Consider the following 25,333-nt stretch of genomic DNA (forward strand, 5'->3'; position numbering starts at 1 on the left):
TGAGTTCGGGCACCGCGTGACGTCTCCCAACACACTAACTTGGCCACTCGCCTAGGTCAACTGGCCACGTCGTGTGCCCAAGGCGTATGATGGGGCTATGGACGATCGAGGAGAGGCGCGTACGCCGCGCAAACAGATCAGCGCTGGCGAGCGTCGAGAGCAGTTGGTGGCCGCCGCGCTGCGGGTGATGAGGCGCGACGGGATCGCTGCGGCGAGCACCCGTGCGATCTGCGCTGAGGCGGGGATGCCGCACGGGGCGTTTCACTACTGCTTCCACTCCAAGAAGGAGCTGTACGCAGCCCTGCTGGCCAGTGACATCGAGATCGACCTGGGGGCCGCCTGGCCGCATATTTCACCCGATGCAAGCCCGTTTGAGAACATCCGCACCTTGCTGCTGGCGTTCTGGTCACAGATCGAGACCGACCCCGACGCGCAGTTGGTCCTGTTCGACCTGGGCAGCTTCGCGCTGCGCGACCCCGAACTCCAGGAGCTGCCACAGCACGAGCACGCCGCCTCCCTGGAGAAAGCCACCGGCTACATCACCCGCCTGGCGGACGAGGCGCGTCTGGACTTCGCCCAGGACGAGCGAGTGCTCGCCGAACTCGTCCTCGACACACTTAACGGAGTCGCCTGGTCCTGGCTGGCCCACCGAGACAACGACCTCGCCCGCCAGAGCCTGGAACGGTTCGCGAGCCTGGCGGCATCGTTCGCACGCACCAGCAGCGAACACACCAGCTAGCGCCACGCGGCACCTCGCCGCACATCACACCAGCAGTCCTGTACGGGCTGCGCACTACCACCAGAACTGTACCGGCACGACGGTTTAGTTTGAGGAAGATACTGAGGAGACTGAACATGAATGAACTGATGACGCCAGCCAGGCGATGGGCCTCGCTGGCTGTGCTGGTGGGAGCGGTGCTGCTGCTGGCCATTGACGCCACGGTGCTGTATCTGGCGGTGCCGTCGCTGACCGCCGACCTGTCCCCGACGGCCTCGCAGGTGCTGTGGATCGGGGACATCTACTCCCTGGCCCTGGCGGGGCTGCTGGTCACGATGGGGAACCTGGCCGACCGGATTGGGCGCAAGAAGCTGCTGCTGATCGGAGCCGCAGCGTTCGGACTCGCCTCCATCCTGGCCGCCTTCGCGCCGACCGCGGAAGTCCTCATCGCCGCACGCCTGCTGCTGGGTGTGGCCGGAGCGACGATCATGCCCTCGACGCTGTCGCTGATCCGCAACATCTTCACCGATCCGATTGAGCGCACCCGTGCGATCGCGATCTGGTCGGCAGCGGCCGCCAGCGGCATCGCACTTGGCCCTCTGGTAGGCGGGGCACTGCTGGAGAACTTCTGGTGGGGCTCGGTGTTCCTGATCAACCTGCCCGTCATGGCACTGGTCATCGGCCTGGGCGCGTGGTTGCTGCCGGAGTCCCGCAACCCCAACCCCGGCCGGTTCGACCTGATCTCCAGCGGCCTGTCGATGCTGGCGATCATCCCGTTCGTGTACACGATCAAGCAGGTCACCGGCGGCAAGTTCGACCTCCTCACCGCAGCGGCGATCATCGCGAGCGTGGTCGGCGGCATCCTGTTCGTGCGCCGTCAGCGCAAGACCGCCTCTCCGATGATCGACGTGGACCTGTTCCGCGTGCCTGCCTTCAGCGGCGCGGTGCTGGTCAACTTCATCTCGGTGTTCGCCCTCAGCGGTGTGCTGTTCTTCTTCTCCCAGTACCTCCAGCTCGCCCGCGGCCTCAGCCCGCTCCAGGCCGGACTCGCGCAGCTACCCGCCGCCCTCTCGGCGATGGCCGCTGTGGCAGTGGTCGGGTTCCTCCTCACCCGTCTCGGTCGCGGCCGGGCGATCGGGGTGGCTCTGATCACCGGCGCGGTCGGGCTTGGGCTGCTGGCCGCATTGGAGAGCAGCGAGCAGTTGGCCTGGGTGCTGCTGGCCGTGGTCCCACTCGGGCTGGGCATCGGTGTCGCCGAGACCCTGTCGGTGGATGCGGTGGTCTCCGCCGTCAAGCCAGCCAAGGCCGGAGCCGCGGCCTCGGTCGCCGAGACCGCCTACGAGCTCGGCGTGGCCCTGGGCATCGCGATCCTCGGCTCGCTGATGAGCGTGTTCTACCGCGGAGGCCTCGACCTGCCGACAGGTGTTCCCGGCGAGGTAGCGGCCCGGGTCGAGGACTCACTCGCCTCGGCGACCGCGGTCCTCGAGCCCGGAAGCCCGGTCCTGGAAGCCGCGCAGCACGCGTTCGTCTCGGCAATGCAGTCCACCACCCTGATCGCCGGGGGAGTGATGGTCCTCGCCGCGATCGTGGCCTTCACCCTCATCCCGAACAACAAGGACGCCGTCACCGCCGACCACTGAAAACCTGACCACAACTGAAATCCTTGAACCGAACCCACGAGAAAGGAGACGCATCATGGCACGGACCGCCGGACGCAGCGCAGACGAGACCAGACAACTCATCCTGACCTCGGCCGCACGCCTGATCGGCCGGCACGGCACCACGGTGCCCGTGACCGACATCGCCGAGGCCGCCGGGGTCTCCAAAGGCGGCCTGCTCTACCACTTCCCGAACAAGGAAACACTGCTGAACGGGGTGGCCACCAACCTGATGACCCAGTTCCGCAGCCACGTCGAGCAGGCCGCGACCGCCGAGCCCGAAGGGGTCCCGGGCAGACTCACCCGCGCCTACATCCGCGTCAGCTTCGCTCACGCCGGGGACCCCAGCGGGCTACGCGACTACATCGCCCTAGCCGCTCACCTGATGTTCGAGCCCGCCCTAGAAGAACTCGCCCAAGCAGACGCCGCGCAGTGGCGCAGCGCGCTCTTCGAAGACGGCCTCGACCCCGCGATCGCTCGCATGGTCATCGCCGCCACCGACGGGTCCAACAGCGCCCCGCTGTGGGGAGCCGTCCTGACCGAGCCCGACCGCACCGCCCTCGAAGCCGACCTGATCGCCCTCACGCAACGTGACGACTCATCCGGCTGACCCACACCATTCACGGAAAGGAAAACCACGCCATGACCAACATCGTCTACCGCCCCTACCAGCCGCAAGACGCCGAGGACATCAAGAAGATCATCAACGAAGCCTTCTACATCCACCGCTACGTCACCGGCCGCCTGGTCCTTGACAGTGCGCTGGAGATCTACCTGCGCGAGCGCCTCCTGGCCAGCACCTGGACCCGCGTCGCGGTCCAGGACGAACGTGTCGTCGGCATCATCATGGGCCAAGTCGACGGGCAGCCACGCCTCGGCGGCCGATTCACCAACCGACTCCTGACCCTGGCGCACACGCTCCGCGCCGGCATCCTCGGCCTGCCCCAGTGGAAGTCGATGCGCCAATACTTCGCCTTCGACCGCGTATACGGTGAGCTGCGCAAGAAAACCCCGAGCCCGCTGACCGACGAACTGACGCTCTTCGCCGTGGACTCCAGCACCCGCGGACTCGGCATCGGCAAGACCCTCTACCGCGACTACCTCGACCACCTCCGCAGCCTCGGACGCAGCGACTTCTACCTCTACACCGACTCCCTGTGCACCTTCCAGTTCTACGAGAAGCAGGGCATGACCCGCACCGCCTCCGAAGACATGAACCTCGTCCTCGACGGCAAACCTGAAGCCCTAGGCGTCTACCTGTACTCGGGCACCGCCACCTAAGACCACGACACGAGCACCGGGCTCCAGGACTTCAAGCCCGGAACCCTCGATGGGACAATGGGTCGCATCGGCCCGTTCCCGCCTACGGCACGCGATCGTCGCCGAACACCGGCAGACCGACCACGCCACCCGACACGAAAGCAGGAGCCGATGGCACGTACACGTTCCCGCGGAGGGTTCTGGGTCGGCGCGGTCGCAGAAATCTGCATCATCGTCGCCAGCCTCGTTTACGTGGTCTCCAGCGAACTCTGGGCGCTGATCGCTTGGGAAGCACTCGCGACCGGTTACCTCGCTATCGGGTTCACCCTCGCCTGGAGCGGCAAACGCCCCTCCCGAGTCTCCCGCGGCGACGTCCGCGCCGTCGCACGATGGTCGTGGGTTCTTCCCCTCATCTCCAGTTTCGCCGGCGTCAACTCCGCCGTGCTCGCCCTGATCGCCCGCGGCGACGGCATCCACAACGACGCCCTGCTCGGCGTCGCCGCATCCATCGGTGTCGTCCTGTCCTGGACACTCCTGCACACCGGCTTCGCGCAGATGTATGAAGCCACCGACATCGCCTCAGACCAAGACGCCATCACCTTCCCCGGCAACGACCGCCCCGTCTTCCTCAACTACCTCTACTTCTCCTTCACCATCGGAACATCCTTCGCCACCTCAGACGCCACACTCAAAACCCTCCCCGCTCGACGACTCGTCCTCATCCACGGCGTGGTCTCCTTCTTCTACAACGCCCTTGTCGTCGCCGTCGCATTCCAAGTCCTCCAACACGCCGTGGCTTCCTAACACCTAACGTGGCAATGCTTCGTGGCGCTCTCCTGTCGCTGTCATATGCTGCTCGTTCGCTGGGAGCGCGTCAACGGCCTCGGGATGGTTGTCGAGCGTGATGCCGGAGAAGCTCATCGGGAGGCCCTGTGCGGTCCAAAGTGAGGCGCGGTCCATGAGTTGCGCATGCACATGCGGCTCGCTGGTGTTGCCAGAGTTCCCGCAGCCTCCGATGACCGTGCCAGCAGTCACCCGGTCACCGACCTTCACGGTCAGCGATCCCTGCTGCAGATGTGCGACAGTCGCGTATGCGCCATCGCCACTGCGGATGGTGACGTGATTTCCGATGACGAACCCTGGCCCGCCGATTTCGCGGATCATGCCCTCGATCATCATGTAGACGATGCCCCAACCGTTGGAGCGGGCCCGGTGATCCCTGCGCCATCCTGAAGCGCGTACGACCTCCCCGTCGACCATCGCGAATACGGGCTCACCGAACGCAGGATACGCACTCGGTAGCCGCATCATCGCGCCACCGAACTCCGGGCGCGGTTCAGCCACCGGGTCGGCGACAATATCGATGGCATAAGCCTGCCCATAGGCCCTCACACCGTGGCTAGGAACCTTCGAGGCTGGACTATTCATCCCCAACCACCGGCCTCGCACTGGTGGCTCGACCACCCGGACCGGAGAGTCCGGGAGTAGTCGCGGTGCCAGGAACACCAGCATCAGACAGAGACCGGCAAGTGCGAGAGCGGCGAACACAGCAGCGAGCCACACCTCACGAACACCTCCGGCACTCATGAAGCGCCCCAAGACTGCGTTGCCGATGAGGACCACTGCCGCGAGGTAGTAGAGCGGGATTCGCACGCGGTACAGCGCCAGCACTGCTCGTTTCATCGCCCCGCCCCCACCAGGCAGGCCAGCAGCGGCACGATCCGCGCCGCGGGCACCTCGTAATTCCCGCGACCGCTCTGCTTGACCCAGCCCGCTGCGACAAGCTGCCGGAGATGGTGGTGCAGCTGTCCGGTCGTGCCGAGAGACGCAACCTCGGCAAGATCAGCCGTCGCGTGCGTGCCCGAGAGGATATGGCGCAGCAGTTCCAGTCGCACAGGATGCCCGAGCGCAGAGAATGCCGCGGCTTGATCGGACCACTCCGTCTCCCAAATACCCGCGGTGCCCGCGGCCTGCTGCCACGCTACCGGCGTACCATCCGGCAGTTTGAGCGAACCCACCAGCATGACCGCCCCCTCGACTGTCGAGGGGTGATCGTTCAGCTGGGACTGTAAGCCCGTCAAAGCCCAGAACTGCTCCTCATCCAGGATTGGTGAAGAATCACGCGCCCGATCGGGGCTTTCGGCCATCGCTTCCAACCGTGCCATGCGCTCGGACAGCGCCTCCAGCTCCGCTCTCAAATCCTCACCAGGCTTGATCATAAGCACGATAGTACGCTATATCGTTCTTCCGTACTAACTCTGGAACTCCTCTCTCACTTGCCGCATCCCTTCGACGAAGCGAGTCAGTGCCACCGCTCGCCGTCGTTGTCGTCACGCGGCTCAGGCACTCAGAGGGCGAGAGCGGAACGTATCCGGTCAGCCCAGCCCCGGCTACGACTCCCAGCGCTAGGGCCTCCGCGCTCCCGCTCCCTTGACCGCCCCTCAGATTCCCCCACACGTCTGGCACTAAGAGTGCGAGCCGCGCGCTGCGCGCGCACCTAACCCCCGAGATCGCCCCTGATGTGACGGTCTCGGGGAGGGGCCGTCGTGGTGATGACCATCCGTGTCATGTCGTCCGGCAAGGGCTACGAGTACCTGCTGAAATCGGTCGTCGTCGGCGACGGCGACCGGGAGATGAGCAGCCCGCTGACCCGGTACTACACCGAGTCCGGCTGCCCGCCCGGAACCTGGGTCGGCACCGGCCTGATGAGCCTCGACGACGGGCGCACCCCGGCGCTGGCCGAGGGCGACACGGTGACTGAGGAACACCTGGCCCGACTGCTCGGTGACGGCATCCATCCGGTCACTGGCGGTAAGCTCGGCAAGAGGTTCCCCTCGTTGCAACCCCCACGCGAGCGGATTGCGGCGCGCGTTGCACGCCTCGACCCCGGCTTGCGTGGCGCGGCGCGGGCCGAGGCTGTGGAGCGCATCCGTGAGGGAGAGGTTGCGAAGAAGCCTCGCACCGCCGTTGCAGGGTTCGACTTGACGTTCTCCCCACCGAAGTCGGTCAGCGCGATCTGGGGCGTGGCCGACGCGGGCACGCAAGCCCTGATTGCGCAGGCGCATCACGCCGCGATGCGCGACACGATCGCGTTGCTGGAACAGCGGGTCGCTGCAACCCGCGTCGGTGCGGGCGGTATCGCGCAGATGCCGATCGTGGGCGTGATCGCCACCGCGTTCGACCACTACGACTCCCGAGCCGCCGACCCGCAACTACACACGCACGTCGTGGTGTCAAACAAGGTGCAGGGCGTAGATGGGCGCTGGCGCACCCTCGACTCCCGCCGACTGCACAAGGCCGCTGTCGCTCTCTCGGAGTCGTACAACGCCTTCCTCACCGATCACACCGCGCGGCTGCTCGGCGTGACGTGGGTGCCCGTCGACCGGGGCAAAGACCGCAACACCGGATGGGAGATCGAAGGCGTACCGGCGGCGCTGATCGCGGAGTTCTCCCGACGCACCACCGGCGGCAGCGACGGCGGGGCGGGCATCGAGCAGGTCAAGAACCGGCTGATCGAGCAGTACGTCGCCGAGCACGGCAGGCAACCCTCAGCGGCGACGATTGCGAAGCTCCGGCAACAGGCGACCTTGGAGACGCGACCAGAGAAAGAACTGCACTCGCTGGCCGACCTCACCACCGACTGGCGGGCGCGTGCCGAGGTCGTGCTCGGCGAGGACGCACCCACCTGGGCGCAGCACCTGCTCGACCGGGGTGCGACCGAAGCCCGGCTGCGCGCGGACGATCTCGGGCTGGAGCAGATCGAGGATCTCGCCTCGGTGGTGCTGATGAGCGTGGCGAACCGGCGCGCAACCTGGGGGCGCTTCAACCTGCACGCCGAGACCATGCGGCAGATCATGGGCGTCCGGTTCGCAACCACCGACGACCGTCTCCAGGTGCTCGACCAGATCGTCGCGCACGCCGAAGCCGAATCGCTGCGGCTCACCCCCGACTACCACCGCGCCCTACCCGCCCACTACGTCGAGAGCGAGGGCAACAGGTTCCAGCCGGTCGATCAGATCGCGTACTCCAGCCAAGACATCCTCGACGCCGAGCAGCGCCTACTCGCACACAGCCAGCGCACCGGCGGGCCAGCATTGACGGCGCGGCTCGTCGCGCGGCATACCTCTCGCAAGATCAGGGGCGTTCGGCTCGACCCCGACCAGGCCGTCGCTATCACCCGCATCGCCCGTTCCGGGCTGAGCCTCGATCTGCTGGTCGGCCCCGCTGGTTCCGGCAAGACCACCGCGCTACGCGCTCTGCACCGGGCATGGACAGCCGCGTACGGACGCGACTCGGTGATCGGCCTCGCGCCGTCGGCAGCTGCCGCCGAAGTGCTCGGCGACTCCCTCGGCGTGCGAGCAGAGAACACCGCGAAGTTCCTCTACGAACACCATCACGGACGCTGGAACCTCGAAGCCGGGCAGCTCGTGCTTGTGGACGAGTCCTCGCTTGCCGGAACCCTCGCGCTCGATCGCATCGCCGAGCACGCCACCGAAGTCGGAGCCAAGGTCGTCCTCATCGGCGATTGGGCGCAACTGAGCGCGGTCGAGACAGGCGGGGCGTTCGGGATGCTCGTGCGACACCGTCAGAGCGTTCCCGAACTCACCGATGTGCGCCGCTTCGCCAACGATTGGGAGAAGAGCGCCAGCCTCGGCCTGCGACACGGACGCACCGATGCGCTCGACGAGTACCAGGAGCGCGGCAGGCTGGCGGACGGTGACGCCGAGGCCATGCTCAATGCGATCTACGAAGCATGGCGCAGCGACCGCGACGCGGGCCTGCGCACGCTGATGATTGCGGGCACCGGCGAGATGGTCGCCCAACTCAACGAGCGCGCCCGCGCCGACCTCATCGAGACCGGGCAGGTTGAGGCCGACGGTCTGCGTCTGCACGACGGCACCACCGCAGGCGTCGGCGATCTCGTCGTCACCCGGCTCAACGACCGCCGCCTGTCCACCGGCAGGGCATGGGTCAAGAACGGTGATCGCTGGCAAGTCACGCACCGCTACGACGACGGCTCGCTCGCTGTGCGGCGGCTGGGGCGCGGCGACAAGCCCCACGGCAAGGCGCTCGTGTTGCCTGCGAAGTACGTGCGCGAGGAACTCGAACTCGGCTACGCCTCCACCGTCCACCGTGCCCAGGGAGCCAGCGTGGATACCGCGCACGCGCTCGTTGACCCCGAAGTCTCGTCGCGGGAGTTGTTCTACGTGGCGATGACGCGCGGTAAGCACCGCAACCACGCCTACGTGATCGTGCCTGACCCGCACGAGGTCGAGCCGCATCTCGACCAGCCGAAGCCGCTGACCCTGATCGACCGGCTTGCCAAGGTGCTTGCGCGCAGCGACGCCGACCTCTCCGCGACCGAGACGCTGACGCTCGAGGTAGACCGTCACGCCTCGCTGTCCACGCTGCTCGCCGAGTACGACGTGCTCGCCCGCGAAGCGCAGATCGACCGCTGGGCCGCGCTGCTCGACATCGCGCCGTTCCCCGAGAACGTGGCCGACGACGTGTTCACCAGCCCCTACTACGAGCGCTTGGAGAGCGCACTCGCACGTCACGAGGCAGCCGGCCACCTTGCAGCCGTCGCGCTCACCGCGCTCGCACCGAGACTCACGCCCGGCGAAGACCAGGCCGACCCCGCCGCGCAGCTGGCCGACATGCTCGACCAAGCCACTCAGAAGCTCCGGCCCGGCAAACGAACCACAGTACGAGTTGCCGGACTCATCTCCACGCCTGCCGAGCCGATCGCAGACGACATGCAGACCGCGCTCACCGAGCGGCAGGCGCTGATCGAGGCTGCCGCGCGCGGACTCCTGCACGACGCCCAAGAAGCGGGAGCCGAATGGGTGGCGCGGCTCGGCCAGCCGAGTTCACGACCCGAAGCGCGAGAGCGGTGGGAAGCACACGCCGCCACGGTCGCGCTGTACCGCTACCAATACGACGTCAGCGGCCCGGCACCGCTGGGCGACCCGAACATCGTGCGTGGCCCTGACCAAGCGGCCGAGTACCGAGCCGGTCAGCATGCGTTGCGGCACATCAAGGCGAGTGCTCAACACGATGATCACAGAGGACCTCAGTCGACCGTCGGCAACACACCACGACGTGGACTCTGACCCGCGACCTCATCAGGCGCGCGACGACACGCCACGCGGAGAACCACTCGGTGACGACGTTGTGGCGGGTGGAAAACTGCTCCGCCGGGCGTGTCACCACGGAACCGACTACGCGGGAGGACGCCGGAAGATACCCTATGTAGCATGGGTACCGCGTACGACTTCCTCAGCTCTCATCTGAAGACGATGGCTGCGCCGTACCTGTTTATCGGCTCGGGGATTTCAAGACGGTATGCTGATCTGCCCGATTGGGAAGGTCTCCTCAGACACTTTGCTGCATTTACTAGCCACCCGTATGAGTACTACCGTGGCCTCGCTTCAGGCGATCTTCCTAAGACTGCCTCACTGCTGGCCAATGAGTTTTACTCGGTGTGGTGGTCCGATAAGCGATTCTCAGATTCGAGAGACAGGTATGGTCCTGAGGTTACTGATCCCTCATCAGCGCTAAAGATCGAAGTGGCAAGGTATTTCGAAGAAGCGATTGAAGGATTCGAGCCGACGGCCGAGCACGCTTCCGAGTTCTCGCTCCTGCAGAGCGCAAACGTCGAAGGAGTGATAACGACCAACTTCGACAGGCTGATGTCCGTTGTTTACCCTGACTACACCGTCTTTACTGGCCAAGATGAGTTGCTGTTTGCCGATCCACAAGGTATCGCGGAAATCTACATGATTCACGGGTCCTCGCAGCAGCCGCGTTCACTCGTTCTGACGGGGGAGGACTACGAGGACTTTCAAGAGCGAGATGCGTACCTTGCCGCCAAGCTGATGACCTTCTTCGTCGAGCACCCGATCGTTTTCCTTGGCTACAGCCTGAGTGACAACAACGTACTTGAGATACTTCGTTCGCTGGTGAAGGCGATGCGTGGCACCAACGCGAGCAAGCTTAAGGAGCGCCTACTTTTCGTCAACTGGGACTCGGAAGCTTCCCCAGAGATTCGCTCTCGAACTGTGCAGATCGAAGGTGGTCAAATCGAGGCATTTGAGATTGTTGTCCCCGACTTCATCGACGTCTTTCGAGCGCTAGGAATCAAGGAGAGGGCGCTTCCGGCTCGTGTTCTACGTCAGCTCAAGAATCAGATTTACGAACTGGTGAAGAGCAACGATCCTGACGGTCGACTCGTGCAGGTTTCCGACATTGAGTCAGCTTCGGATCAACTCGACGTGGTGTTCGGTGTTGGTGCCAAGATGACTGTTAAAGGGATCATTGGCCTATCTCGCTGGGACCTCGTTGATGATGTGCTTGGTTCGCCAGACCGTGGGCTTCCCAGTGACCAGGTGATATCGGAGGCGTTCGGGAGTTCCTTCGCTAGCAACTGGTATGTGCCCTACTGGAAGCATCTCCGGCAAGGTGGATTCCTTGACGAGGCGGGGAGCTTGCTGCCGCAGCTTGAGGTCCCATCCAAGATTCATTCCTATATATCCCGAGAAACCAAGAACCTGGGAAAACGCTCTCTCCCGGATGGTGTGACCTTTCAAGACGTGCTCGATCGCGAAGGAGAGGACTGGATTCTTGGCCACCCTTGGTCGTTGCTCGACGAGACCCGCGACGGTGAGGGCTTGCGAGAGTACCTGAACAACAACCGAAGCTATCGTCAGCAGTCCTACTACCTCACGCAGTACGCCAAGTTGGCCGTGACTCTCGACTGGCTGATGTACGGACCCCCGAACGAGGCCAAATCATGAGCGTTGTAGAGAGCCAGGCGGCAGCGGCTTCGGCATTGCTTTCGGCTCCCGTTCTCCGCTCAGCGATGCGAGACGGCCCGGCATCGAAGTTGGCGAATCGCACCATTTCAAGTCTTGTTGAGAGTGGTCTAGCCATTGGCGCATCCACCGTTCGAACACTGATCTGGCGTTGCGACCGATGGCTTTCGCGCCACTACCGTAACGATCTCGTCTACCGTAGAGCCGTTCTCGGTCAGATGATCCCGTGGAGCGACGGCATCCTTCTGCCGGAGTTCAGGGTCGGCCGCTCCATCGTCGACTTCTTGGCCGTGACAGACTCGTTGCACGCCGTCGAGATCAAGAGCGACCTCGACAACACTTCCCGACTCGATAGCCAACTACACGATTACCGGAAAATTGCACCCTTGGTGTCTGTTATGGCATCAAAGCGCGTAGTGGAACGACTGCTCGCTGCCCGGGAGTTCGAGACTGTTGGTCTTCACTGGCTTAATGTGAACGGTCGCGTGGAGACTGTCCGCAACGCGGAGTTTAGCCGTGAATACCTTGACTCAGAGGTCTTAATGCGGTCACTTCGTCGCGCAGAGTATCTCAGAGTCCTGTCTGCTCTTGGCTCTACTGTTCCCGATCTCCCGAACACGCGGGTGTTCTCATACGCACTAGCAGCTTCCCGAGATCTGGACCCGCTGATTTTCCACAACGCGGTAGCCGATCAGCTGAGAGCGCGGAAGCCGCGGGCTGGCCGTACATTGATCGCTAAATTGCCCGAACCGGTGCGGCCCGCCGTTTTAAAGCTTGATCCGACGAGACAGCAGATATCCAGTCTTCAAGATTGGATGAACCAGGAGGTGGCAAATGTATATGCCTAGGCTGAGGGCACGACAGCATGAGGTCTTCGCCGTGCGTAACTGCGCCTCAAGTTTTGCTGCATCTTCGCGTGTCGTACCGGTTCTCGAGCCGGTGGCCGCGCCAAACGACCTCTTCACGCGGAGGTTGGGAGCGATAGCCGACGAGGGAGGCAGTTGTGACCTCGTCCTTAACCCCTCGGTTGGTGACCTACGTTCGAAGGGTAGTTGGAGAGGGCTTGGCGACTACTACCTTGAGAATGATCTTCTCAAGCACCACGGACTTGCGGTCCTCTCCAATGCTGACGCTGATCACGCGGCGATGTCACGTTGGATCAGTGAGGCCAGGGGTGCTGGACACGAGTTCACACTCGACATCGTTCATGAACTGGATCTCTCCGTGACCCTACAAGGTGCGACGTATCACGGAGTTCGATGGAACATTGCCGAAGATCGGACGGTCCCGGCGTCATATGGTCTTCCCCTCGGAGGCCTTCCGGTGGTTTGGGCGAATGACCCGTTTCCTGCTTTGCCGCGCAATCGAGAGTACGTCGGCCGTGAAGAGGGGATCTTCAGCACTCGCGTTGCCGGCTACAAGAGCGCAGGCTACCTCGGCGTCAGCGATTTCCTCACGCTTGGAAGGGGATTTCAATCCGGCGGCGGGCCTGCCTATGCGGTGGTTATCCACTTCACATATGAATCCGGTGATGTTGTCCGCCTGAAGCACTTCTGCTCTGACAGCAACGAGACTCAGGATGACCCGGCTGGGAAGTTCTTCGAGGCCCTTGAGAAGCTCATCGACTTCGTTGACGAAAGGTCGCTCCCAACAAACCTAGGAATCGACGGGTTCCGCGATCTGTATCAGCGTCAGCACTTTCCCGGGCTTGGCAAGGTCAAGGAGTTGTCGATCATGAATCACATGTTGGTCATGCAGGACGCAATTATCTAGATTTCGTGTCGGTATGACTCCAGTCGGAGAGGGCACGGAGATACGAGCGGACGACTTTGCACGAGGATCCCAGCCTTCCTAACTAGAAGTGAGACATCACTTCAGTCATCAGACTGTGATTCGTCGGCTCGCTTGACGACGCCCTTGGCGACCGGCTTTAGAGGTCTCCAGTCGATGCCGCTGCCTCGCCAGTAGCGGTCGCATTCCGCCTCGATCTCAGACTTCAGTTCGTCCAGTTGCGCGTAGTTCGCTTGCTCAGACTTGGACAGACCTGGACCCTTCATCTGTTCTCTGTACGCATCGAGCTTCTCTTGAATTCGGCGCAAGGCTATACCAGCAGCGCTAGTAAAACCCCTTATGTGGCCGTCATCACGATGATCGCTTAATACCTGTCGAGCAGACTCCTGCGCAGTATCTCGCAGGAACTCACCTGCCTTTTGAAAGTGACTATTCATCGCACTCCTTCCTCGATTCTGCTAGCCGGGCGAGGCTGGCAGCGTACGTCAACTTGCCTTCGTCGCACCGATGCCGCTGGCGAACGCCGTCGCGGTTCAAAACGGAGTCTCGGCGTTCGTGGACCACGGACTGGTTGGCGTTGGCGGCAACGCACCTTCTGGGAGCGGTAGGTTTGCGACGACGTAGAGGTTCAAGATGTCGTCGCGATCCATGAACATGATCTGGCTGCGCTTGTGGGCGTCGAGTGCGTTGCCGAGCCAGTTGCGCGCCGCCTTGGTGATCTCGCCGCCCGCCACGATGAAGGCATGATCGACCAGGACGCGACGATTGGTCTCGGGGTCAAAGATCTCGTGCGCCAGCATCATGAGCGCCTGGTTGTGGATCTCAGCCATGTTGGCGTTACCCGTCTTGGTTGCCCCCGAAGCGTCGAGCTTGCCCTTCTTCGCCTGGATTCCGAAGTAGAGAATGTGCTGCGTCGGCAAGGTGTATCGCATCCAAATGTCCTTGCCGTACTCCAGAGCCTTATCCTTGTGCCCGGCAGCCGTGATGCGGTGGTAGCCAAGCTGTCTGAACATCGGGAGTAGCACCTCCTCGATGAGGTCATCCTCGCTGCACTCGTTGAGGTACGCCGTCAGGAGTTGCCGCCGTTCCAGCTCAGCCTTGCTGAAGGGTCGGTGGGGGTTGGTGGCAAGGATGGTCACGGTCTGGGTGCCGACATGACGCAGATAGCAGTGGTTGTCTTCGCCATAGAATGCCTCGAAACCTTCGCGGCCAAGGACCTCGTTGAGTTGCGCGAGCGCCCGAGGACGGTCTGACCCTTCGTTGAGACGATCGGCCGGGCTCATCAGCTGATCGATGAGGCGACAGAAGATCTCTGGCGGGCGGTTGGGTCCGTCGTGCGGTTCGGCCAGCATCTGTTCCAGCACATCTGCCACCCAGCGGTGGCGAGTGGAACCGTCATGCTGGTACTCAGTCTCCAGCTCTTGGAAGAACGAGGTGATGTACATGCTGGACCGGTAGGGGAAGTACTTGGCTTCGTCCTCATTTTCCGCGTCGTCACGGCCCGTGTTGCCCACGATGAGGTCAGCAAGAGCTTCGAGGTTGCGGCGCTTAAACTTCACGGTGCCATTATCGCAAGTGAAGCCGACAGGCCTCCGGACTCAGCAACGCTCGTGTGCCGCAGCTCGTGCACGGTCACCTCGGAGTGTGCAGCACAAGGGGACGTCAGAACAAGTCTCTCGTGTGCGTCCAGACGGTCATCCGATGCACGTTGAACCGCTGACAGATCGAGACCACGCTCTCACCGTTCGCGCGGGCTGTTCGGATAGCGTCCACTTGGCTCTCCGTGAGGGGTGTTCTAGCTCGTCTCCTAGGGTTCACGACGACTCCCGGCTCATCGTCAGCTGCGCCGTCCGGCTGGTCGCCGAGCACGAGCTTCGCCTGATTCCACGCGGAACTCAGCCGCTCCAATCGCTGCCAGGTGTTCGGTTTGAGTCCACCCGCGTCCACGAATAACCCTCGGTTCGCCGGGGGTTTTCGTGTTTCTGGAGCCAGTGGCATCTCGCGATGTCAGGCCCTCGCGCCGCATCAGGCAATCTCCGCCCTCCCTGCCTGATGCCGCGCGATCGCCTGACACGAAGCATACGAAAACGAAACAGGCGCTTCAGTAGCGTGTTACATATGCATGCTTCCGTCGCGCGACACCGTCGCCGCTTTGCCCCCGTGATCCTCGGGATTCTCGCCGTCGTCGCGCTCGGGATCGGCGGTGTGATCGCGTGGCGCCTCCTCGCCCCCACCCCGTCGGACTACGAGGGTCTCGATGCCACTGACAAGGAGATGCTCACCCAGCTGTCGGAGCAGTACGACGTCACGGCGGCACATCCGGCGGAGATCTGGACGGACGCCTACCGGTATGAGGAGCAACCGCTGGTGCTGCTGCGCACGCTCGGGGAGAAGAGCTCCTTCTGGTCGCACGCGATCCTCGTCAACATGAGTGGTGTCACGGACACCTCCGGCATGACGAAGATCGACGTTCCCGGGGCCACCCACCTCGGCGACGTCCGCATCAGCCGGACGTTCGCCGCCGGGGATGGGGTGCTGTATGCCCCGTCCAACTTCGGTGTGATCGAGGTGGGCGGCGATGACGTCCTCGCGTTCAAGTACAACCAGGCGATGCTCGACACCGAGACCACGACGTCGCAGGGTTTCGCGCGCTTCTCCCTGCACGAGAACTTCCACGTCACGAAACAGGGGATCGATCCCGAGGCGCCCGGCGCCTGGCCGTGGGAGGCCGGCGGCACGATTCCGGACTACCCGCATACGGCGGCGCAATACGAGTTGCTGCGCGTGGAGGCGCGGATCTTCGACCGGGTCGAGACCGAGACCGATCCGCAGGTGCTGGCCGCCCTCGCGTCCGACCTCGCCGCTGTGCGCATGGCCCGCTATACGACGTGGCCGACTCTGGAGTTGGAGATCGAGCTGGAGGCCATCGAGGGGACGGCGACCTACGTCGAGCGGGCTTTCGACAGAGCACGAGGCCTCACTCCCGTTCAGAACACCTTCACCGACGGTCTCGAAGCACTGATCGAGGATCCGGATCAGCAGGCTGTCCTGGAACGCGACTATTCGTACTTCACGGGTGCCCAGCTCGGGCTGCTTCTCGACCACATCGCCCCGGACTGGAAGACGCAGCTCGAGCCCGCTCCCACCGGGTCGGCGTCGACTCCTTTCGCGACGCTGCAGCGCGTGACCGGCGTCAGCACGGCACCCGACGAGGCACAGCTCCGCACGATTGTGGACCGCTACCTCCCCTAGCCCCCTCAGGCTTTCGCGCGACAACAGGCCTCGACGGGAGGGGACGCCTGTCGCTGCGCGAATGCCTGAGACGATGCGGGCCGGCCGGTTCACTCGAGGGCCCCCGACAGGCGACAGAGCCTGTTCTCGATGACGACTCCTGACCATCGAGTCCCCCGATCACCGCCCCCGCTGCGTGGGAGACATCCGAGAAAACACGGATGACCCAGGGCTCATAGGAATCACATCGACGGCACAAAGGATCACCACCGGTCGCGTTCCTAGCCTGATGCCATGAACACGACATCCTCTCCCGCACAGAAACGCCTCGCCTGGCTCTCCGGCCTCGTCCTCGCGGGCGGCCTCGTCTTGAGCGGCTGCGCGGCCGCCACGACCGCCGAACCGACGACCTCTGCTTCGTCGTCCGCCTCGGCTTCCGCCGCCGCGTCGACGGAAGCCGGAACGACCGCGGGGACGATCGCCGACACGTCCGCCACTGCCGCGGCCTTCCTCGCGACGCTGACCGACGAACAGAAGGAGACCGTTCTCTACGACTTCGACGACGAGACGAAGACGACGTCGTGGTCGAACTTCCCGGTGACCTTCGTGCAGCGGGCCGGTCTGAACCTCACCGACCTGACCGAGGAGCAGCGGACCGCGGCGCTCGCCGTGCTGGAGGCTCTCCTCAGCGACGAGGCCTACGCCACCGTGACCGGGATCATGGGCGGCGACGAGTACCTCGCCGAGAACAGCAGCAGCACCGAGGAGTCCCTCGGGCAGTACTACATCGCCTCCTTCGGCGATCCGACAGCGACCGACGGCGCCTTCGAGGTGCAGTTCGGCGGGCACCACCTCGGGATCAACGCCACGCTCGACGGCAGCACCGACGCGATCACCTTCGCGCCCACGCACCTCGGCGTCCAGCCCGCCGTCTACACGAACGAGGACGGCGAGGAGGTGCAGCCGTTCGATGGCATCTACACGGACGCCTTCGCGTTCTTCGACAGCCTCACCGCCGACCAGCAGGCCACCCTGACCTCCGGCGATGTGAGCATGTGCGCACCGGGCGACACCTGCGATTTCGCCACCGGCGCGGGCCTGTCCGGAGCCGACCTCTCCGACGAGCAGCGGGACCTGCTTCTCCAGCTCATCGCGAACTGGGCCGGGATGAGCGACGAGGAGACCACGGCCTCCACGCTGGCCGAGATCGAGCAGACACTGGATGACACCGTGATCGCCTGGTCCGGGGCGACGACGTACGACATGAGCACCGGAGACGGCATCGACTTCTCCATCTCCGGGCCGAAGGTCTACGTCGCGTTCCAGGCGCAGCAGGGCTCCGCGGGCGCCGACGTCGAGGGCGTGACGACGTCGGGCTGGGGTCACGTGCACACCATCTACCGCGACCCGACGAACGACTACGCGAACAGCGTCACCCAGCAGGCCGCGTCCGGCATGAGCGGTGGCCCGGGTGGTGGGAGCACACCTCCCGCTTCCTGACCGCGGAGCAGGCCCGTAGCCCCCCGTGCTGCCATGCGTCAACCGCCTCGTCTGCGTCGGCGGCCCGGCGTAGAAAGGCATCCGACGAAAGGAGACGACATGTCCAACACGACTCCCCCGATCCCGCCTCTCCCGCCGATCGCCGATGGCGACGCGGAGGACGTCCCGACGCGCGAGGTCGACGGCGAAGAGGTTCTCGACGAGGACGCCGACGACGCTCAGATCGACAGCGCGGAGGCCGACCGCGCCGCTGTCGTCGGCGACGACGACTGACCGGTAAAGCACGAAAGGGCACCCCTCACGGCGGGGTGCCCTTGGTGCGTTCTCGCAGCTCAGGTGGCCAGCAGCGGCGGGCGAGAGGGGATCGCGATGGGTCGCGTGGCCCGGCTGGCACCCTGCATCCGCTCGACCTCCTCCAACACCTCGAACGCAGTGCCATAGCGGATCGCCAGCGGAAGATCGCGCAGCCACGTGACCTCGACCTCGGTGTCGGCGAGCTCATAGACGCAGGCGACGACATGCCGCGGGTCGTTCTGGGGATAGCGCAGGTCGTTGATCACCCACTCCGACGGCGTGATGCGGTGAAGCACGAAACGGGGATCAGGAACTTCTGACATCAGTCGGCCCTCCAGGACTCTCTGATGATGAGCCTCTGATACCCCGCGGGGGAAGGGAAGGGCCTTGACACCCTCTCGCTGAGGTGCAGGAGAATGGAAGGATCGACTCGTTCAGCCCTGCGGACGCACCGTGAGATCCGTGAGATGCGCGTCCCGCGGGAGGTCCAGCGCCGCGAGGATCGTCGTCGCCACGGCTTCCGGTGTGATGAACCGGGCCGCGTCGTACTCCTGACCTTCCTGCTGGTGCACGCGTTCCTGCATGGGCGTCGCCGTGCGCCCTGGATAGACCGATGTCACCCGGAGGCCGTGCTCGGCCTCCTCCTGCCGGAGCGCATCCGCGAGGGCGCGCAGGCCGTGCTTCGAGGCCGCGTACGCCGACCACCCAGGGCTCGCCCGGAGTCCGGCTCCGGAGTTCACGAACACCACATGACCCCGCGAGACGCGGAGGACGGGAAGCAGGAGCCGCGTGAGCTCCGCCGGGGCGACGAGATTGACGGCGAGCTGCTGGTCCCAGAGCGCCGGAGTGAGATCTCCCACCGTGCCGAGGTCGACGACCCCGGCCGCGTGCACCAGGGAATCGATGCGATCGGGCAGGCTCTGCTTCGAGAGCGCCCAGGAGAGGCGTCCCGGCTGCGCGAGGTCGCCGACCAGCGCCGAGACCCCTGGCAGCTGCTCGGCGATCTGCCGTGCTCGTCCCGCATCGCGCGCGAGCACCACGACGTCGTCGCCACGCTCCACGAGTCGTCGGGCGAGGACCGCGCCTATCCCCGACCCCGCACCGGTCAGCAGGTGCGTGGCCATGTCAGGCGTTGTCAGCCGAGGTCTCGGCGACCTCGAGCGGGATCACCGGGCAGTCCTTCCACAGACGCTCCAGGCCGTAGTAGACGCGCTCCTCCTGGTGGAAGACGTGGACGATGAGGTCGCCGAAGTCCAGCAGCACCCACCGTGCCTCGGCTCGCCCCTCCCGGCGCACGCGCTTGTGCCCGGACTCGACGAGACGGTCCTCGATCTCGTCGGCGATGGCGGCGACGTTCCGCTCGCTGTTGCCGGTCACGAGAAGGAAGATGTCGACGAGCGGGAGCGGTTCGGAGACGTTCAGCGCGACGAGATCCTCACCCCCCTTGGCCACGGCGGCTTCAGCGGCGATGCGCAGCATCTCTTCGGCGGTTTCGGGTGATTGCATCAGAAGACGTTTCCTGTGAAGGCGATGACCAGGGCCGTGCCCAGACCCAGCGCGAGGGCGCCCGCCACGATGGCGGCGATCAGCATCAGCCGGTTGCCCTTCTCGGGTGCCGGCGGACGGATCACCTCGCCGGCGGGCTTGATGGTGCTGACGGCGGAACTCGCCGCGATCGGAGTGGGGGAAGACGCGGGCGGCAGCTCGCCGTCGATGAGGACGGCGTCGACCTCTTTGCCGTCCGTCGTTCCGTGGGCGTGGCCCTGCGAGCCGAGCCCCTTCGGCAGCTCGTACGACCCCGTGACGAGGATCTCGCCGGTGGAGGCGACCGGACCGGAGAGAGAGCCCTCGCCGGGAGACGGGGTGAAGATCAGCGCGTTCGGGGCCGAGTGCTGGGTGCCCCCGGAGTCGTTCGAGGTGAGCAGCTCGTCGAAGGAGGGGCGGAAGGGTGCCTGCTCGGCGGGCGTCTCGTCCTGCAGCACGCCCTGGCCGAAGGTCGGACTGACCGTCGGACGTTCGCCCTGGTCGACATCCTCCTCGGCGTCCTCGTCGAGGAGGTCCTCCCCCTCGGCGGTGTCCTCCTGGCTGACGCCGAGTGTGACCGCGGGATCCTCAGGCTCGGAATCCGGCGTCTGCGCGTGCTCGTCGGCGAGTGGCACCTCTCCGACCGTGTCGGCGGCCTGGGCCGCACTGACGGGCTCCGCGACGACCTCGTCGTTATCGATGTCGTCGTCGCCGGAGGCATCCGGCTGCACCGCCGGCTCTTCCAGCGCCTCCTGCTCCGGCGCGCCGGCGGTGGGAACCGGGACGGTCTTGATCTTCTCCTGCTCCCGCGCCTGACGCCGGGTGAGCGGCGCGGCCTCAGGATCGACAGGAGTGCCGGCGACCGGGGCGGGCGGAATGACCACGGGCTCGGCGGCACGCGGCAACGGCTGCGAGGGAGCCGCGGCTTCCGCGGCGGCGTTGGCCTGCTCCTCGCTGATGATCGGGGTGGATCCCGTCAACCGGATCTCCCGCAGCTGCTTCCGCGTCAGCGGACCTCGCTGATCCGATGTGCTCATGCCTTGCTCCGATACAGATGATGCTTCGCGATGTACTGGACGACCCCGTCGGGGACGAGGTACCAGACCGGTTGATCGTCGCGGACGCGGTCTCGACAGTCCGTCGACGATATGGACAGCGCCGGCACCTCGAGCTGGCTGACGTCGTCGCTCGGGAGGCCGTCGATGCTCAGAACGTGTCCTGGGCGGGAGACCGCGACGAAGTGGGCCAGTTCCCACAATTCATCATGGTCTCTCCAACTGAGAATTTGCGCCACGGCGTCCGCCCCGCTGATGAAGAACAGCTCGGCGTCCGGGCGCTGCTCCTTGAGGTCGCGGAGCGTGTCGATCGTGTACGTCGGACCCGCGCGGTCGATGTCCACGCGGCTCACCGTGAACTGCGGGTTGGAGGCCGTTGCGATGACCGTCATCAGATAGCGATGCTCACTCGGCGTGACGTCGGCCTTCTGCCAGGGACGACCCGTCGGGACGAACACCACCTCGTCGAGATCGAACGAGTGCGCGACCTCGCTGGCGGCGACCAGATGGCCGTGATGGATCGGATCGAAAGTCCCGCCCATCACGCCGATGCGCGGTGCGCGCGTGGTCGCGGTGCTCATGAGGGCCTAGTGGCCGTGTCCCGCCTCGTGGTCCTTGCCGTGCTTCGCCGCCCAGGCCTCCGCCTTCGCCGAGTGGCGGTTCGCGACGTTCTTGTACGACAGCGTCACGAGACCGAGAGCGGCGAACACGATCGCGGCGATGGCTCCGAAGATCACCGTGTCGAGAGCCACGTTGCCGTGGTGCTCGGTCTCTGCGGCGGCCATCGCGATCTGTGCGACGAGGTTCATCCTGACTCCGTTCGTGGCGTGCTGTCTCGGGGGTCCTGTGGGGATACAGCGTCCCCCAGTCTAGCCCTCACCCGCGGGTCTGACCTGTCCCACGCGCGAGCCATTTCGTACTGGTCAGCTCGGAGAGCCCCATCGGACCCCGCGCATGCAGCTTCTGCGTCGAGATCCCCACCTCGGCGCCGAAGCCGAATTCGGCCCCGTCCGTGAACCGCGTGGAGGCGTTCACCATCACCACGGCGGAGTCCACCTCGGCCAGGAACCGCTCCGCGCTGCGGGAGTCGGTGGTGACGATGGACTCCGTGTGCCCCGTGCTGTAGCGCCGGATGTGGTCGAGAGCGTCGTCGAGGCTGTCGACGACCTTCATCGCGACGTCCAGGCTCAGGTACTCGGTCGCCCAGTCCTCCTCGGTCGCCGGAATGATGTTGGCCACGAGTCCTGCGACCACGTCGTCGCCGTGGATCGCCACCCCCTCACTCATGAGCGCGCTCGCAACGAGCGGGATCAGCCGCGGGGCGGCCTGTCGGTGGACGAGAACGGTCTCGACCGCGTTGCACACGCTCGGGCGCTGCACCTTGGCGTTCACGACGATGTCGGACGCCCAGTCGTCCGGGGCGCTCTCGTCGAGCAGGATGTGCACGTTCCCGGCGCCCGTCTCGATGGCAGGCACCGTCGACTCCGTCACGACGGTCTCGATGAGACCGGCGCTGCCGCGGGGCACGAGCACGTCGATGAAGCCGCGGCCGTGCATGAGCGCCTTCGCCCCGTCGCGGCCGAAGTCGTCGACGGTCTGGATCGCCTCCGGCGTCACGCCCGCGGTACCGAGGGCGGAGCGCATCACGTCGACGAGCACCGTGTTCGAATCGCGTGCGGCGCTGCCTCCGCGCAGGACGACCGCATTGCCCGAGCGCAGGGCGAGGGCGGCGATGTCGACGGTGACGTTGGGTCGCGCCTCATAGATGGCCCCGACCACGCCGAACGGCACGCGCACCTGTTCGAGAGCCACACCGTTCGGCATCCGGTGCCCCCCGACCACGCGACCCACCGGGTCGGGCAGAGCCGCCACATCGCGGACTGCGGCTGCGAGGGCGGAGACCCTCTTCTCGTCCAGACGGAGGCGGTCGACGAGGGATTCGCCGATGCCGTCCTCACGACCGCGCTCGACATCCCGCTGGTTCGCCTCGATGATCCGGGCGGCATCCGCCTCGAGAGCGACGGCGATGGCTTCGAGCGCCCGCGCCTTGTCGTCGCTGGTGAGGGCGGCGGTCGCTCGCGAGGCCTCCTTGGCCCGCTCCAGGCGCGTCTGAGGGGTGAGGTCGGTCATCCGCCCAGTCTAGGAGGTGGCGGGCTCGAACCAGGTCCCGATGTCGGCGCCCGCCAGGGCCTGGGAGACGAGGTCAGCACTGGTGACCAGGACCCCGATGCCCGAGGCCGCCGCGAGTCGGGCGGCGGAGACCTTCGTAGCCGCTCCCCCGGTGCCGACGCTGTTGACGACCGTGGCGCCGAACTCCAGCCCGGAGAGGTCCGCGTCCGGAGCGACGACGTCGATGGGCTCGGCGGCGGGGTCGCTCGGCGGCCGTGTGTACAGCGACTCGATGTCGCTGAGGAGGATGAGGGCGTCGGCCTCGATGAGCTGCGCGACGAGAGCGCCCAGCCGGTCGTTGTCGCCGAACCGGATCTCCTGCGTCGCGACCGTGTCGTTCTCGTTCACGATCGGAAGGGTTCGCAGCCCCAGCAGGCGCTCCATGGCCCGCCGTGCGTTCGAGCGCGACGTCGGGTTCTCGAGGTCTCCGGTGGTGAGCAGCACCTGACCGGCGACGATGTCGAAGGGGCGCAGTGCCTCCTGGTAGCGGTAGACGAGGATGTTCTGCCCGACCGCGGCCGCGGCCTGCTGCGTGGCGAGGTCGGTGGGCCGCGCGTCCAGGCGGAGGAAGGGGATGCCGGAGGCGATCGCTCCCGACGACACGAGCACGACCTCGGCTCCGCGGGCATGCGCCGCGGCCAGCGCCTCGACGAGCACCGGGATGCGCCAGGAGGACTCGCCGCTGATGGACGACGAGCCCACCTTCACGACGATCCGCGTCGCCGTCGCGAGGTCGGCGCGCCTGCGTGCGCTCACGCCTCGTCCTCGCGGTACGTGGCGAGCCGCTCCGCCTCCAGCTCGGCGCGCGCCTGCGCCTTCGCGTCCATGCGCTCGTAGTACTGCTCGCGCCGCTCGGACGTGGTGCGGCGGGCATTCGGCGCCAGACGCGGGTCGGTGCCGCGGGGTGCCGTCATGAGCTCGGCCGCGGAGCTCATCGTCGGCTCCCAGTCGAAGACGATGCTGTCGCCCTCGCCGATCACGACCGTCGAACCCTGCACGGCGCCGAGACGGAAGAGCTCGTCCTCGACGCCCAGCTTCTCCAGACGGTCGGCGAGGTAGCCCACGGCCTCCTCGTTCTGGAAGTCGGTCTGCTGCACCCAGCGCACCGGCTTCTCGCCCAGGATGCGGTAGATGTTGCCATAGGTGCCGCCCTCGACCCGGATGGTGAACGGCTTCACCGAGCCCTTCGGGCGGATGACGACGCGCTCGCGCGGCGCCTCGACCGCGGTCTCCTTGCGGTGCTGCTCGACCAGCTCGCCGAGAGCCAGCGTGAGGGGGCGCAGCCCCTCATGCGAGACCGTGGAGATCTCGAACACCCGGAAACCGCGAGCCTCCAGGTCGGGCCGCACGAGATCGGCGAGGTCACGCGCCTCCGGCACGTCGACCTTGTTCAACGCCACGAACTGCGGGCGCTCCAGCAGAGGAGTCTGCCCCTCCGGCACCTCGTACGCGGCCAGCTCGGCGAGGATGACGTCGAGGTCGGAGATGGGGTCGCGGTTCGGCTCCAGCGTCGCGCAGTCGAGCACGTGCAGCAGGGCGGAGCAGCGCTCCACGTGCCGCAGGAACTCGAGTCCGAGCCCGCGGCCCTCGCTGGCGCCCTCGATGAGGCCCGGCACATCCGCGACGGTGTAGCGGAAGTCCTCCACCTGGACCACGCCGAGGTTCGGGTGCAGCGTCGTGAAGGGGTAGTCGGCGATCTTGGGTCGTGCGGCCGAGATCGCGCCGATGAGGCTCGACTTGCCCGCGGACGGGTAGCCGACGAGCGCCACGTCGGCGACGGTCTTGAGCTCGAGGACGACGTCGCCCTCGAAGCCCGGGGTGCCGAGCAGAGCGAACCCCGGAGCCTTGCGCTTGGGGGTCGCCAGGGCCGCGTTGCCCAGTCCGCCCTGACCGCCCGCAGCCACGACGAAGCGCTCCCCCGGCTCGATCATGTCGATCAGGACGTCGCCGTTCGGGTTCTTGACCACGGTGCCGACCGGGACGGGGAGCTCCAGGGTCTCGCCGTCGAAGCCGGAGCGGTGGTCGCCCATGCCCGGTCCGCCGTTGCCCGACGAGCGGTGCGGCGAGTGGTGGTACGACAGCAGCGTGCCGGTCTGCGTGTCGGCGACGAGCACGATGTCGCCGCCGTCGCCGCCGTTGCCGCCGTCCGGACCGCCGAGGGGCTTGAACTTCTCCCGGTGCACGGAGACGCAGCCGTTGCCGCCCTTGCCTGCACGCAGGTGCAGTGTGACGGTGTCGACGAACGTGACCATGTGCGAGTCCTTCGGTTGCTCAGGGTGCCTGACGGCAGATACACGGACGGGGCGAGCCGAAGCCCGC

At 65.7% G+C, this 25,333-nt stretch carries 25 protein-coding genes; 12 read left to right on the forward strand and 13 right to left on the reverse strand.

All coding sequences use genetic code 11. The features are described 5' to 3' along the window. The first annotated feature begins 97 nt into the window (after positions 1–97). The 5 genes from BLU02_RS03235 to BLU02_RS03255 all read left to right on the forward strand — a co-directional run bounded on the left by BLU02_RS03235 (position 98) and on the right by BLU02_RS03255 (position 4,440). A complete protein-coding gene (locus tag BLU02_RS03235) occupies positions 98–739 on the forward strand; it encodes a TetR/AcrR family transcriptional regulator (protein WP_036340973.1) in 642 nt (213 codons plus the stop codon). 116 nt (positions 740–855) lie between these two features. Further along, entirely contained in the window at positions 856–2,358 is a 1,503-nt protein-coding gene (locus BLU02_RS03240; RefSeq protein WP_036340970.1) for an MFS transporter, read from the forward strand. Between the two features lie 55 nt (positions 2,359–2,413). Then, positions 2,414–2,986: a TetR/AcrR family transcriptional regulator gene (locus BLU02_RS03245; protein ID WP_036340967.1), complete on the forward strand. Its 573-nt coding sequence runs from the start codon at positions 2,414–2,416 to the stop codon at positions 2,984–2,986. Between the two features lie 32 nt (positions 2,987–3,018). Continuing rightward, positions 3,019–3,657 carry a GNAT family N-acetyltransferase gene (locus BLU02_RS03250; protein WP_036340964.1) on the forward strand — a complete coding sequence of 213 codons (639 nt, stop codon included), beginning with the start codon at positions 3,019–3,021 and terminating at the stop codon, positions 3,655–3,657. Positions 3,658–3,807: 150 nt separating this feature from the next. Then, positions 3,808–4,440 (forward strand): DUF1345 domain-containing protein, encoded by a 633-nt coding sequence (locus BLU02_RS03255; RefSeq protein ID WP_052001289.1) that lies wholly within the window; start codon positions 3,808–3,810, stop codon positions 4,438–4,440. A gap of 3 nt (positions 4,441–4,443) precedes the next feature. Here the strand turns inward: BLU02_RS03255 and BLU02_RS03260 are convergent, their stop codons facing one another. After that, positions 4,444–5,319: a M23 family metallopeptidase gene (locus tag BLU02_RS03260; protein ID WP_036340961.1), complete on the reverse strand. Its 876-nt coding sequence runs from the start codon at positions 5,317–5,319 to the stop codon at positions 4,444–4,446. Next, positions 5,316–5,855 (reverse strand): ArsR/SmtB family transcription factor, encoded by a 540-nt coding sequence (locus BLU02_RS03265; RefSeq protein WP_052001286.1) that lies wholly within the window; start codon positions 5,853–5,855, stop codon positions 5,316–5,318. Before BLU02_RS03265 ends, BLU02_RS03260 begins: the two co-directional genes overlap by 4 nt. Before the next feature lie 333 nt (positions 5,856–6,188). Here BLU02_RS03265 and mobF point away from each other — a divergent pair, with 333 nt between their 5' ends. The 4 genes from mobF (at position 6,189) to BLU02_RS17385 (ending at position 13,223) form a co-directional block, all read left to right on the forward strand. Then, entirely contained in the window at positions 6,189–9,749 is a 3,561-nt protein-coding gene (gene mobF / locus BLU02_RS03270) for a MobF family relaxase (RefSeq protein ID WP_231728764.1), read from the forward strand. A gap of 144 nt (positions 9,750–9,893) precedes the next feature. After that, positions 9,894–11,432: an SIR2 family protein gene (locus BLU02_RS03275; RefSeq protein ID WP_080695011.1), complete on the forward strand. Its 1,539-nt coding sequence runs from the start codon at positions 9,894–9,896 to the stop codon at positions 11,430–11,432. Then, positions 11,429–12,298 (forward strand): sce7726 family protein, encoded by an 870-nt coding sequence (locus BLU02_RS17380; protein WP_127434960.1) that lies wholly within the window; start codon positions 11,429–11,431, stop codon positions 12,296–12,298. The genes BLU02_RS03275 and BLU02_RS17380 overlap by 4 nt, the downstream gene beginning before the upstream one ends. After that, the gene (locus BLU02_RS17385; protein ID WP_101556367.1) at positions 12,291–13,223 is read left to right on the forward strand and encodes a sce7725 family protein; all 933 of its coding nucleotides are present in this window, start codon (positions 12,291–12,293) and stop codon (positions 13,221–13,223) included. The genes BLU02_RS17380 and BLU02_RS17385 overlap by 8 nt, the downstream gene beginning before the upstream one ends. Before the next feature lie 101 nt (positions 13,224–13,324). On the opposite strand, the gene BLU02_RS17390 is transcribed toward BLU02_RS17385, so the two are convergent. Beyond that, on the reverse strand, positions 13,325–13,678 hold the full coding sequence (locus BLU02_RS17390; RefSeq protein WP_101556366.1) for a hypothetical protein: 354 nt from the start codon (positions 13,676–13,678) through the stop codon (positions 13,325–13,327). Positions 13,679–13,774: 96 nt separating this feature from the next. Continuing rightward, a complete protein-coding gene (locus BLU02_RS03285) occupies positions 13,775–14,800 on the reverse strand; it encodes a hypothetical protein (protein WP_036340952.1) in 1,026 nt (341 codons plus the stop codon). A gap of 559 nt (positions 14,801–15,359) precedes the next feature. On the opposite strand from BLU02_RS03285, the gene BLU02_RS03290 reads away from it, so the two are divergent. The 3 genes from BLU02_RS03290 (at position 15,360) to BLU02_RS17545 (ending at position 18,245) form a co-directional block, all read left to right on the forward strand. After that, the gene (locus tag BLU02_RS03290; protein ID WP_060921689.1) at positions 15,360–16,493 is read left to right on the forward strand and encodes a hypothetical protein; all 1,134 of its coding nucleotides are present in this window, start codon (positions 15,360–15,362) and stop codon (positions 16,491–16,493) included. Between the two features lie 273 nt (positions 16,494–16,766). Further along, positions 16,767–17,972, forward strand: coding sequence for a DUF3500 domain-containing protein (locus BLU02_RS03295; protein ID WP_060921688.1), 1,206 nt, complete (start codon positions 16,767–16,769; stop codon positions 17,970–17,972). Between the two features lie 99 nt (positions 17,973–18,071). Continuing rightward, a complete protein-coding gene (locus BLU02_RS17545) occupies positions 18,072–18,245 on the forward strand; it encodes a hypothetical protein (protein ID WP_158698540.1) in 174 nt (57 codons plus the stop codon). A 59-nt stretch (positions 18,246–18,304) separates the two neighbouring features. Here the strand turns inward: BLU02_RS17545 and BLU02_RS03300 are convergent, their stop codons facing one another. The 9 genes from BLU02_RS03300 to obgE form a co-directional block, all read right to left on the reverse strand. Beyond that, entirely contained in the window at positions 18,305–18,562 is a 258-nt protein-coding gene (locus BLU02_RS03300; RefSeq protein ID WP_231919629.1) for a hypothetical protein, read from the reverse strand. A 138-nt stretch (positions 18,563–18,700) separates the two neighbouring features. Further along, positions 18,701–19,390, reverse strand: a complete 690-nt coding sequence (locus tag BLU02_RS03305) for an SDR family oxidoreductase (RefSeq protein ID WP_060921686.1) — start codon at positions 19,388–19,390, stop codon at positions 18,701–18,703. 1 nt (position 19,391) lies between these two features. Next, the gene (gene rsfS, locus BLU02_RS03310) at positions 19,392–19,772 is read right to left on the reverse strand and encodes a ribosome silencing factor (protein ID WP_060921685.1); all 381 of its coding nucleotides are present in this window, start codon (positions 19,770–19,772) and stop codon (positions 19,392–19,394) included. Beyond that, a complete protein-coding gene (locus BLU02_RS03315; RefSeq protein ID WP_060921684.1) occupies positions 19,772–20,827 on the reverse strand; it encodes a hypothetical protein in 1,056 nt (351 codons plus the stop codon). The genes rsfS and BLU02_RS03315 overlap by 1 nt, the downstream gene beginning before the upstream one ends. Continuing rightward, entirely contained in the window at positions 20,824–21,426 is a 603-nt protein-coding gene (gene nadD / locus BLU02_RS03320; protein ID WP_082749995.1) for a nicotinate-nucleotide adenylyltransferase, read from the reverse strand. Before nadD ends, BLU02_RS03315 begins: the two co-directional genes overlap by 4 nt. 6 nt (positions 21,427–21,432) lie before the next feature. Beyond that, positions 21,433–21,654 carry a hypothetical protein gene (locus BLU02_RS03325; protein WP_060921683.1) on the reverse strand — a complete coding sequence of 74 codons (222 nt, stop codon included), beginning with the start codon at positions 21,652–21,654 and terminating at the stop codon, positions 21,433–21,435. 67 nt (positions 21,655–21,721) lie between these two features. Then, complete coding sequence (locus BLU02_RS03330) at positions 21,722–22,975, reverse strand: glutamate-5-semialdehyde dehydrogenase (protein WP_060921682.1); 1,254 nt, start codon at positions 22,973–22,975, stop codon at positions 21,722–21,724. 9 nt (positions 22,976–22,984) lie between these two features. Then, positions 22,985–23,770, reverse strand: coding sequence for a glutamate 5-kinase (gene proB, locus BLU02_RS03335; protein WP_060921681.1), 786 nt, complete (start codon positions 23,768–23,770; stop codon positions 22,985–22,987). Continuing rightward, positions 23,767–25,266, reverse strand: coding sequence for a GTPase ObgE (gene obgE, locus BLU02_RS03340; RefSeq protein WP_025104971.1), 1,500 nt, complete (start codon positions 25,264–25,266; stop codon positions 23,767–23,769). The genes proB and obgE overlap by 4 nt, the downstream gene beginning before the upstream one ends. Between the last annotated feature and the right edge of the window lie 67 nt (positions 25,267–25,333).

The organism is Microbacterium paraoxydans, assembly GCF_900105335.1.
Classification (GTDB): domain Bacteria; phylum Actinomycetota; class Actinomycetes; order Actinomycetales; family Microbacteriaceae; genus Microbacterium; species Microbacterium paraoxydans.

Bases quoted from the DNA above. Each gene is read 5' to 3' on its own strand.
- BLU02_RS03235 (WP_036340973.1), top strand. From the start codon at position 98: ATGGACGATCGAGGAGAGGCGCGTACGCCGCGCAAACAGATCAGCGCT.
- BLU02_RS03240 (WP_036340970.1), top strand. From the start codon at position 856: ATGAATGAACTGATGACGCCAGCCAGGCGATGGGCCTCGCTGGCTGTG.
- BLU02_RS03245 (WP_036340967.1), top strand. From the start codon at position 2,414: ATGGCACGGACCGCCGGACGCAGCGCAGACGAGACCAGACAACTCATC.
- BLU02_RS03250 (WP_036340964.1), top strand. From the start codon at position 3,019: ATGACCAACATCGTCTACCGCCCCTACCAGCCGCAAGACGCCGAGGAC.
- BLU02_RS03255 (WP_052001289.1), top strand. From the start codon at position 3,808: ATGGCACGTACACGTTCCCGCGGAGGGTTCTGGGTCGGCGCGGTCGCA.
- BLU02_RS03260 (WP_036340961.1), bottom strand. From the start codon at position 5,319: ATGAAACGAGCAGTGCTGGCGCTGTACCGCGTGCGAATCCCGCTCTAC.
- BLU02_RS03265 (WP_052001286.1), bottom strand. From the start codon at position 5,855: ATGATCAAGCCTGGTGAGGATTTGAGAGCGGAGCTGGAGGCGCTGTCC.
- mobF (WP_231728764.1), top strand. From the start codon at position 6,189: ATGACCATCCGTGTCATGTCGTCCGGCAAGGGCTACGAGTACCTGCTG.
- BLU02_RS03275 (WP_080695011.1), top strand. From the start codon at position 9,894: ATGGGTACCGCGTACGACTTCCTCAGCTCTCATCTGAAGACGATGGCT.
- BLU02_RS17380 (WP_127434960.1), top strand. From the start codon at position 11,429: ATGAGCGTTGTAGAGAGCCAGGCGGCAGCGGCTTCGGCATTGCTTTCG.
- BLU02_RS17385 (WP_101556367.1), top strand. From the start codon at position 12,291: ATGCCTAGGCTGAGGGCACGACAGCATGAGGTCTTCGCCGTGCGTAAC.
- BLU02_RS17390 (WP_101556366.1), bottom strand. From the start codon at position 13,678: ATGAATAGTCACTTTCAAAAGGCAGGTGAGTTCCTGCGAGATACTGCG.
- BLU02_RS03290 (WP_060921689.1), top strand. From the start codon at position 15,360: ATGCATGCTTCCGTCGCGCGACACCGTCGCCGCTTTGCCCCCGTGATC.
- BLU02_RS03295 (WP_060921688.1), top strand. From the start codon at position 16,767: ATGAACACGACATCCTCTCCCGCACAGAAACGCCTCGCCTGGCTCTCC.
- BLU02_RS17545 (WP_158698540.1), top strand. From the start codon at position 18,072: ATGTCCAACACGACTCCCCCGATCCCGCCTCTCCCGCCGATCGCCGAT.
- BLU02_RS03305 (WP_060921686.1), bottom strand. From the start codon at position 19,390: ATGGCCACGCACCTGCTGACCGGTGCGGGGTCGGGGATAGGCGCGGTC.
- rsfS (WP_060921685.1), bottom strand. From the start codon at position 19,772: ATGCAATCACCCGAAACCGCCGAAGAGATGCTGCGCATCGCCGCTGAA.
- BLU02_RS03315 (WP_060921684.1), bottom strand. From the start codon at position 20,827: ATGAGCACATCGGATCAGCGAGGTCCGCTGACGCGGAAGCAGCTGCGG.
- nadD (WP_082749995.1), bottom strand. From the start codon at position 21,426: ATGAGCACCGCGACCACGCGCGCACCGCGCATCGGCGTGATGGGCGGG.
- BLU02_RS03325 (WP_060921683.1), bottom strand. From the start codon at position 21,654: ATGAACCTCGTCGCACAGATCGCGATGGCCGCCGCAGAGACCGAGCAC.
- BLU02_RS03330 (WP_060921682.1), bottom strand. From the start codon at position 22,975: ATGACCGACCTCACCCCTCAGACGCGCCTGGAGCGGGCCAAGGAGGCC.
- obgE (WP_025104971.1), bottom strand. From the start codon at position 25,266: ATGGTCACGTTCGTCGACACCGTCACACTGCACCTGCGTGCAGGCAAG.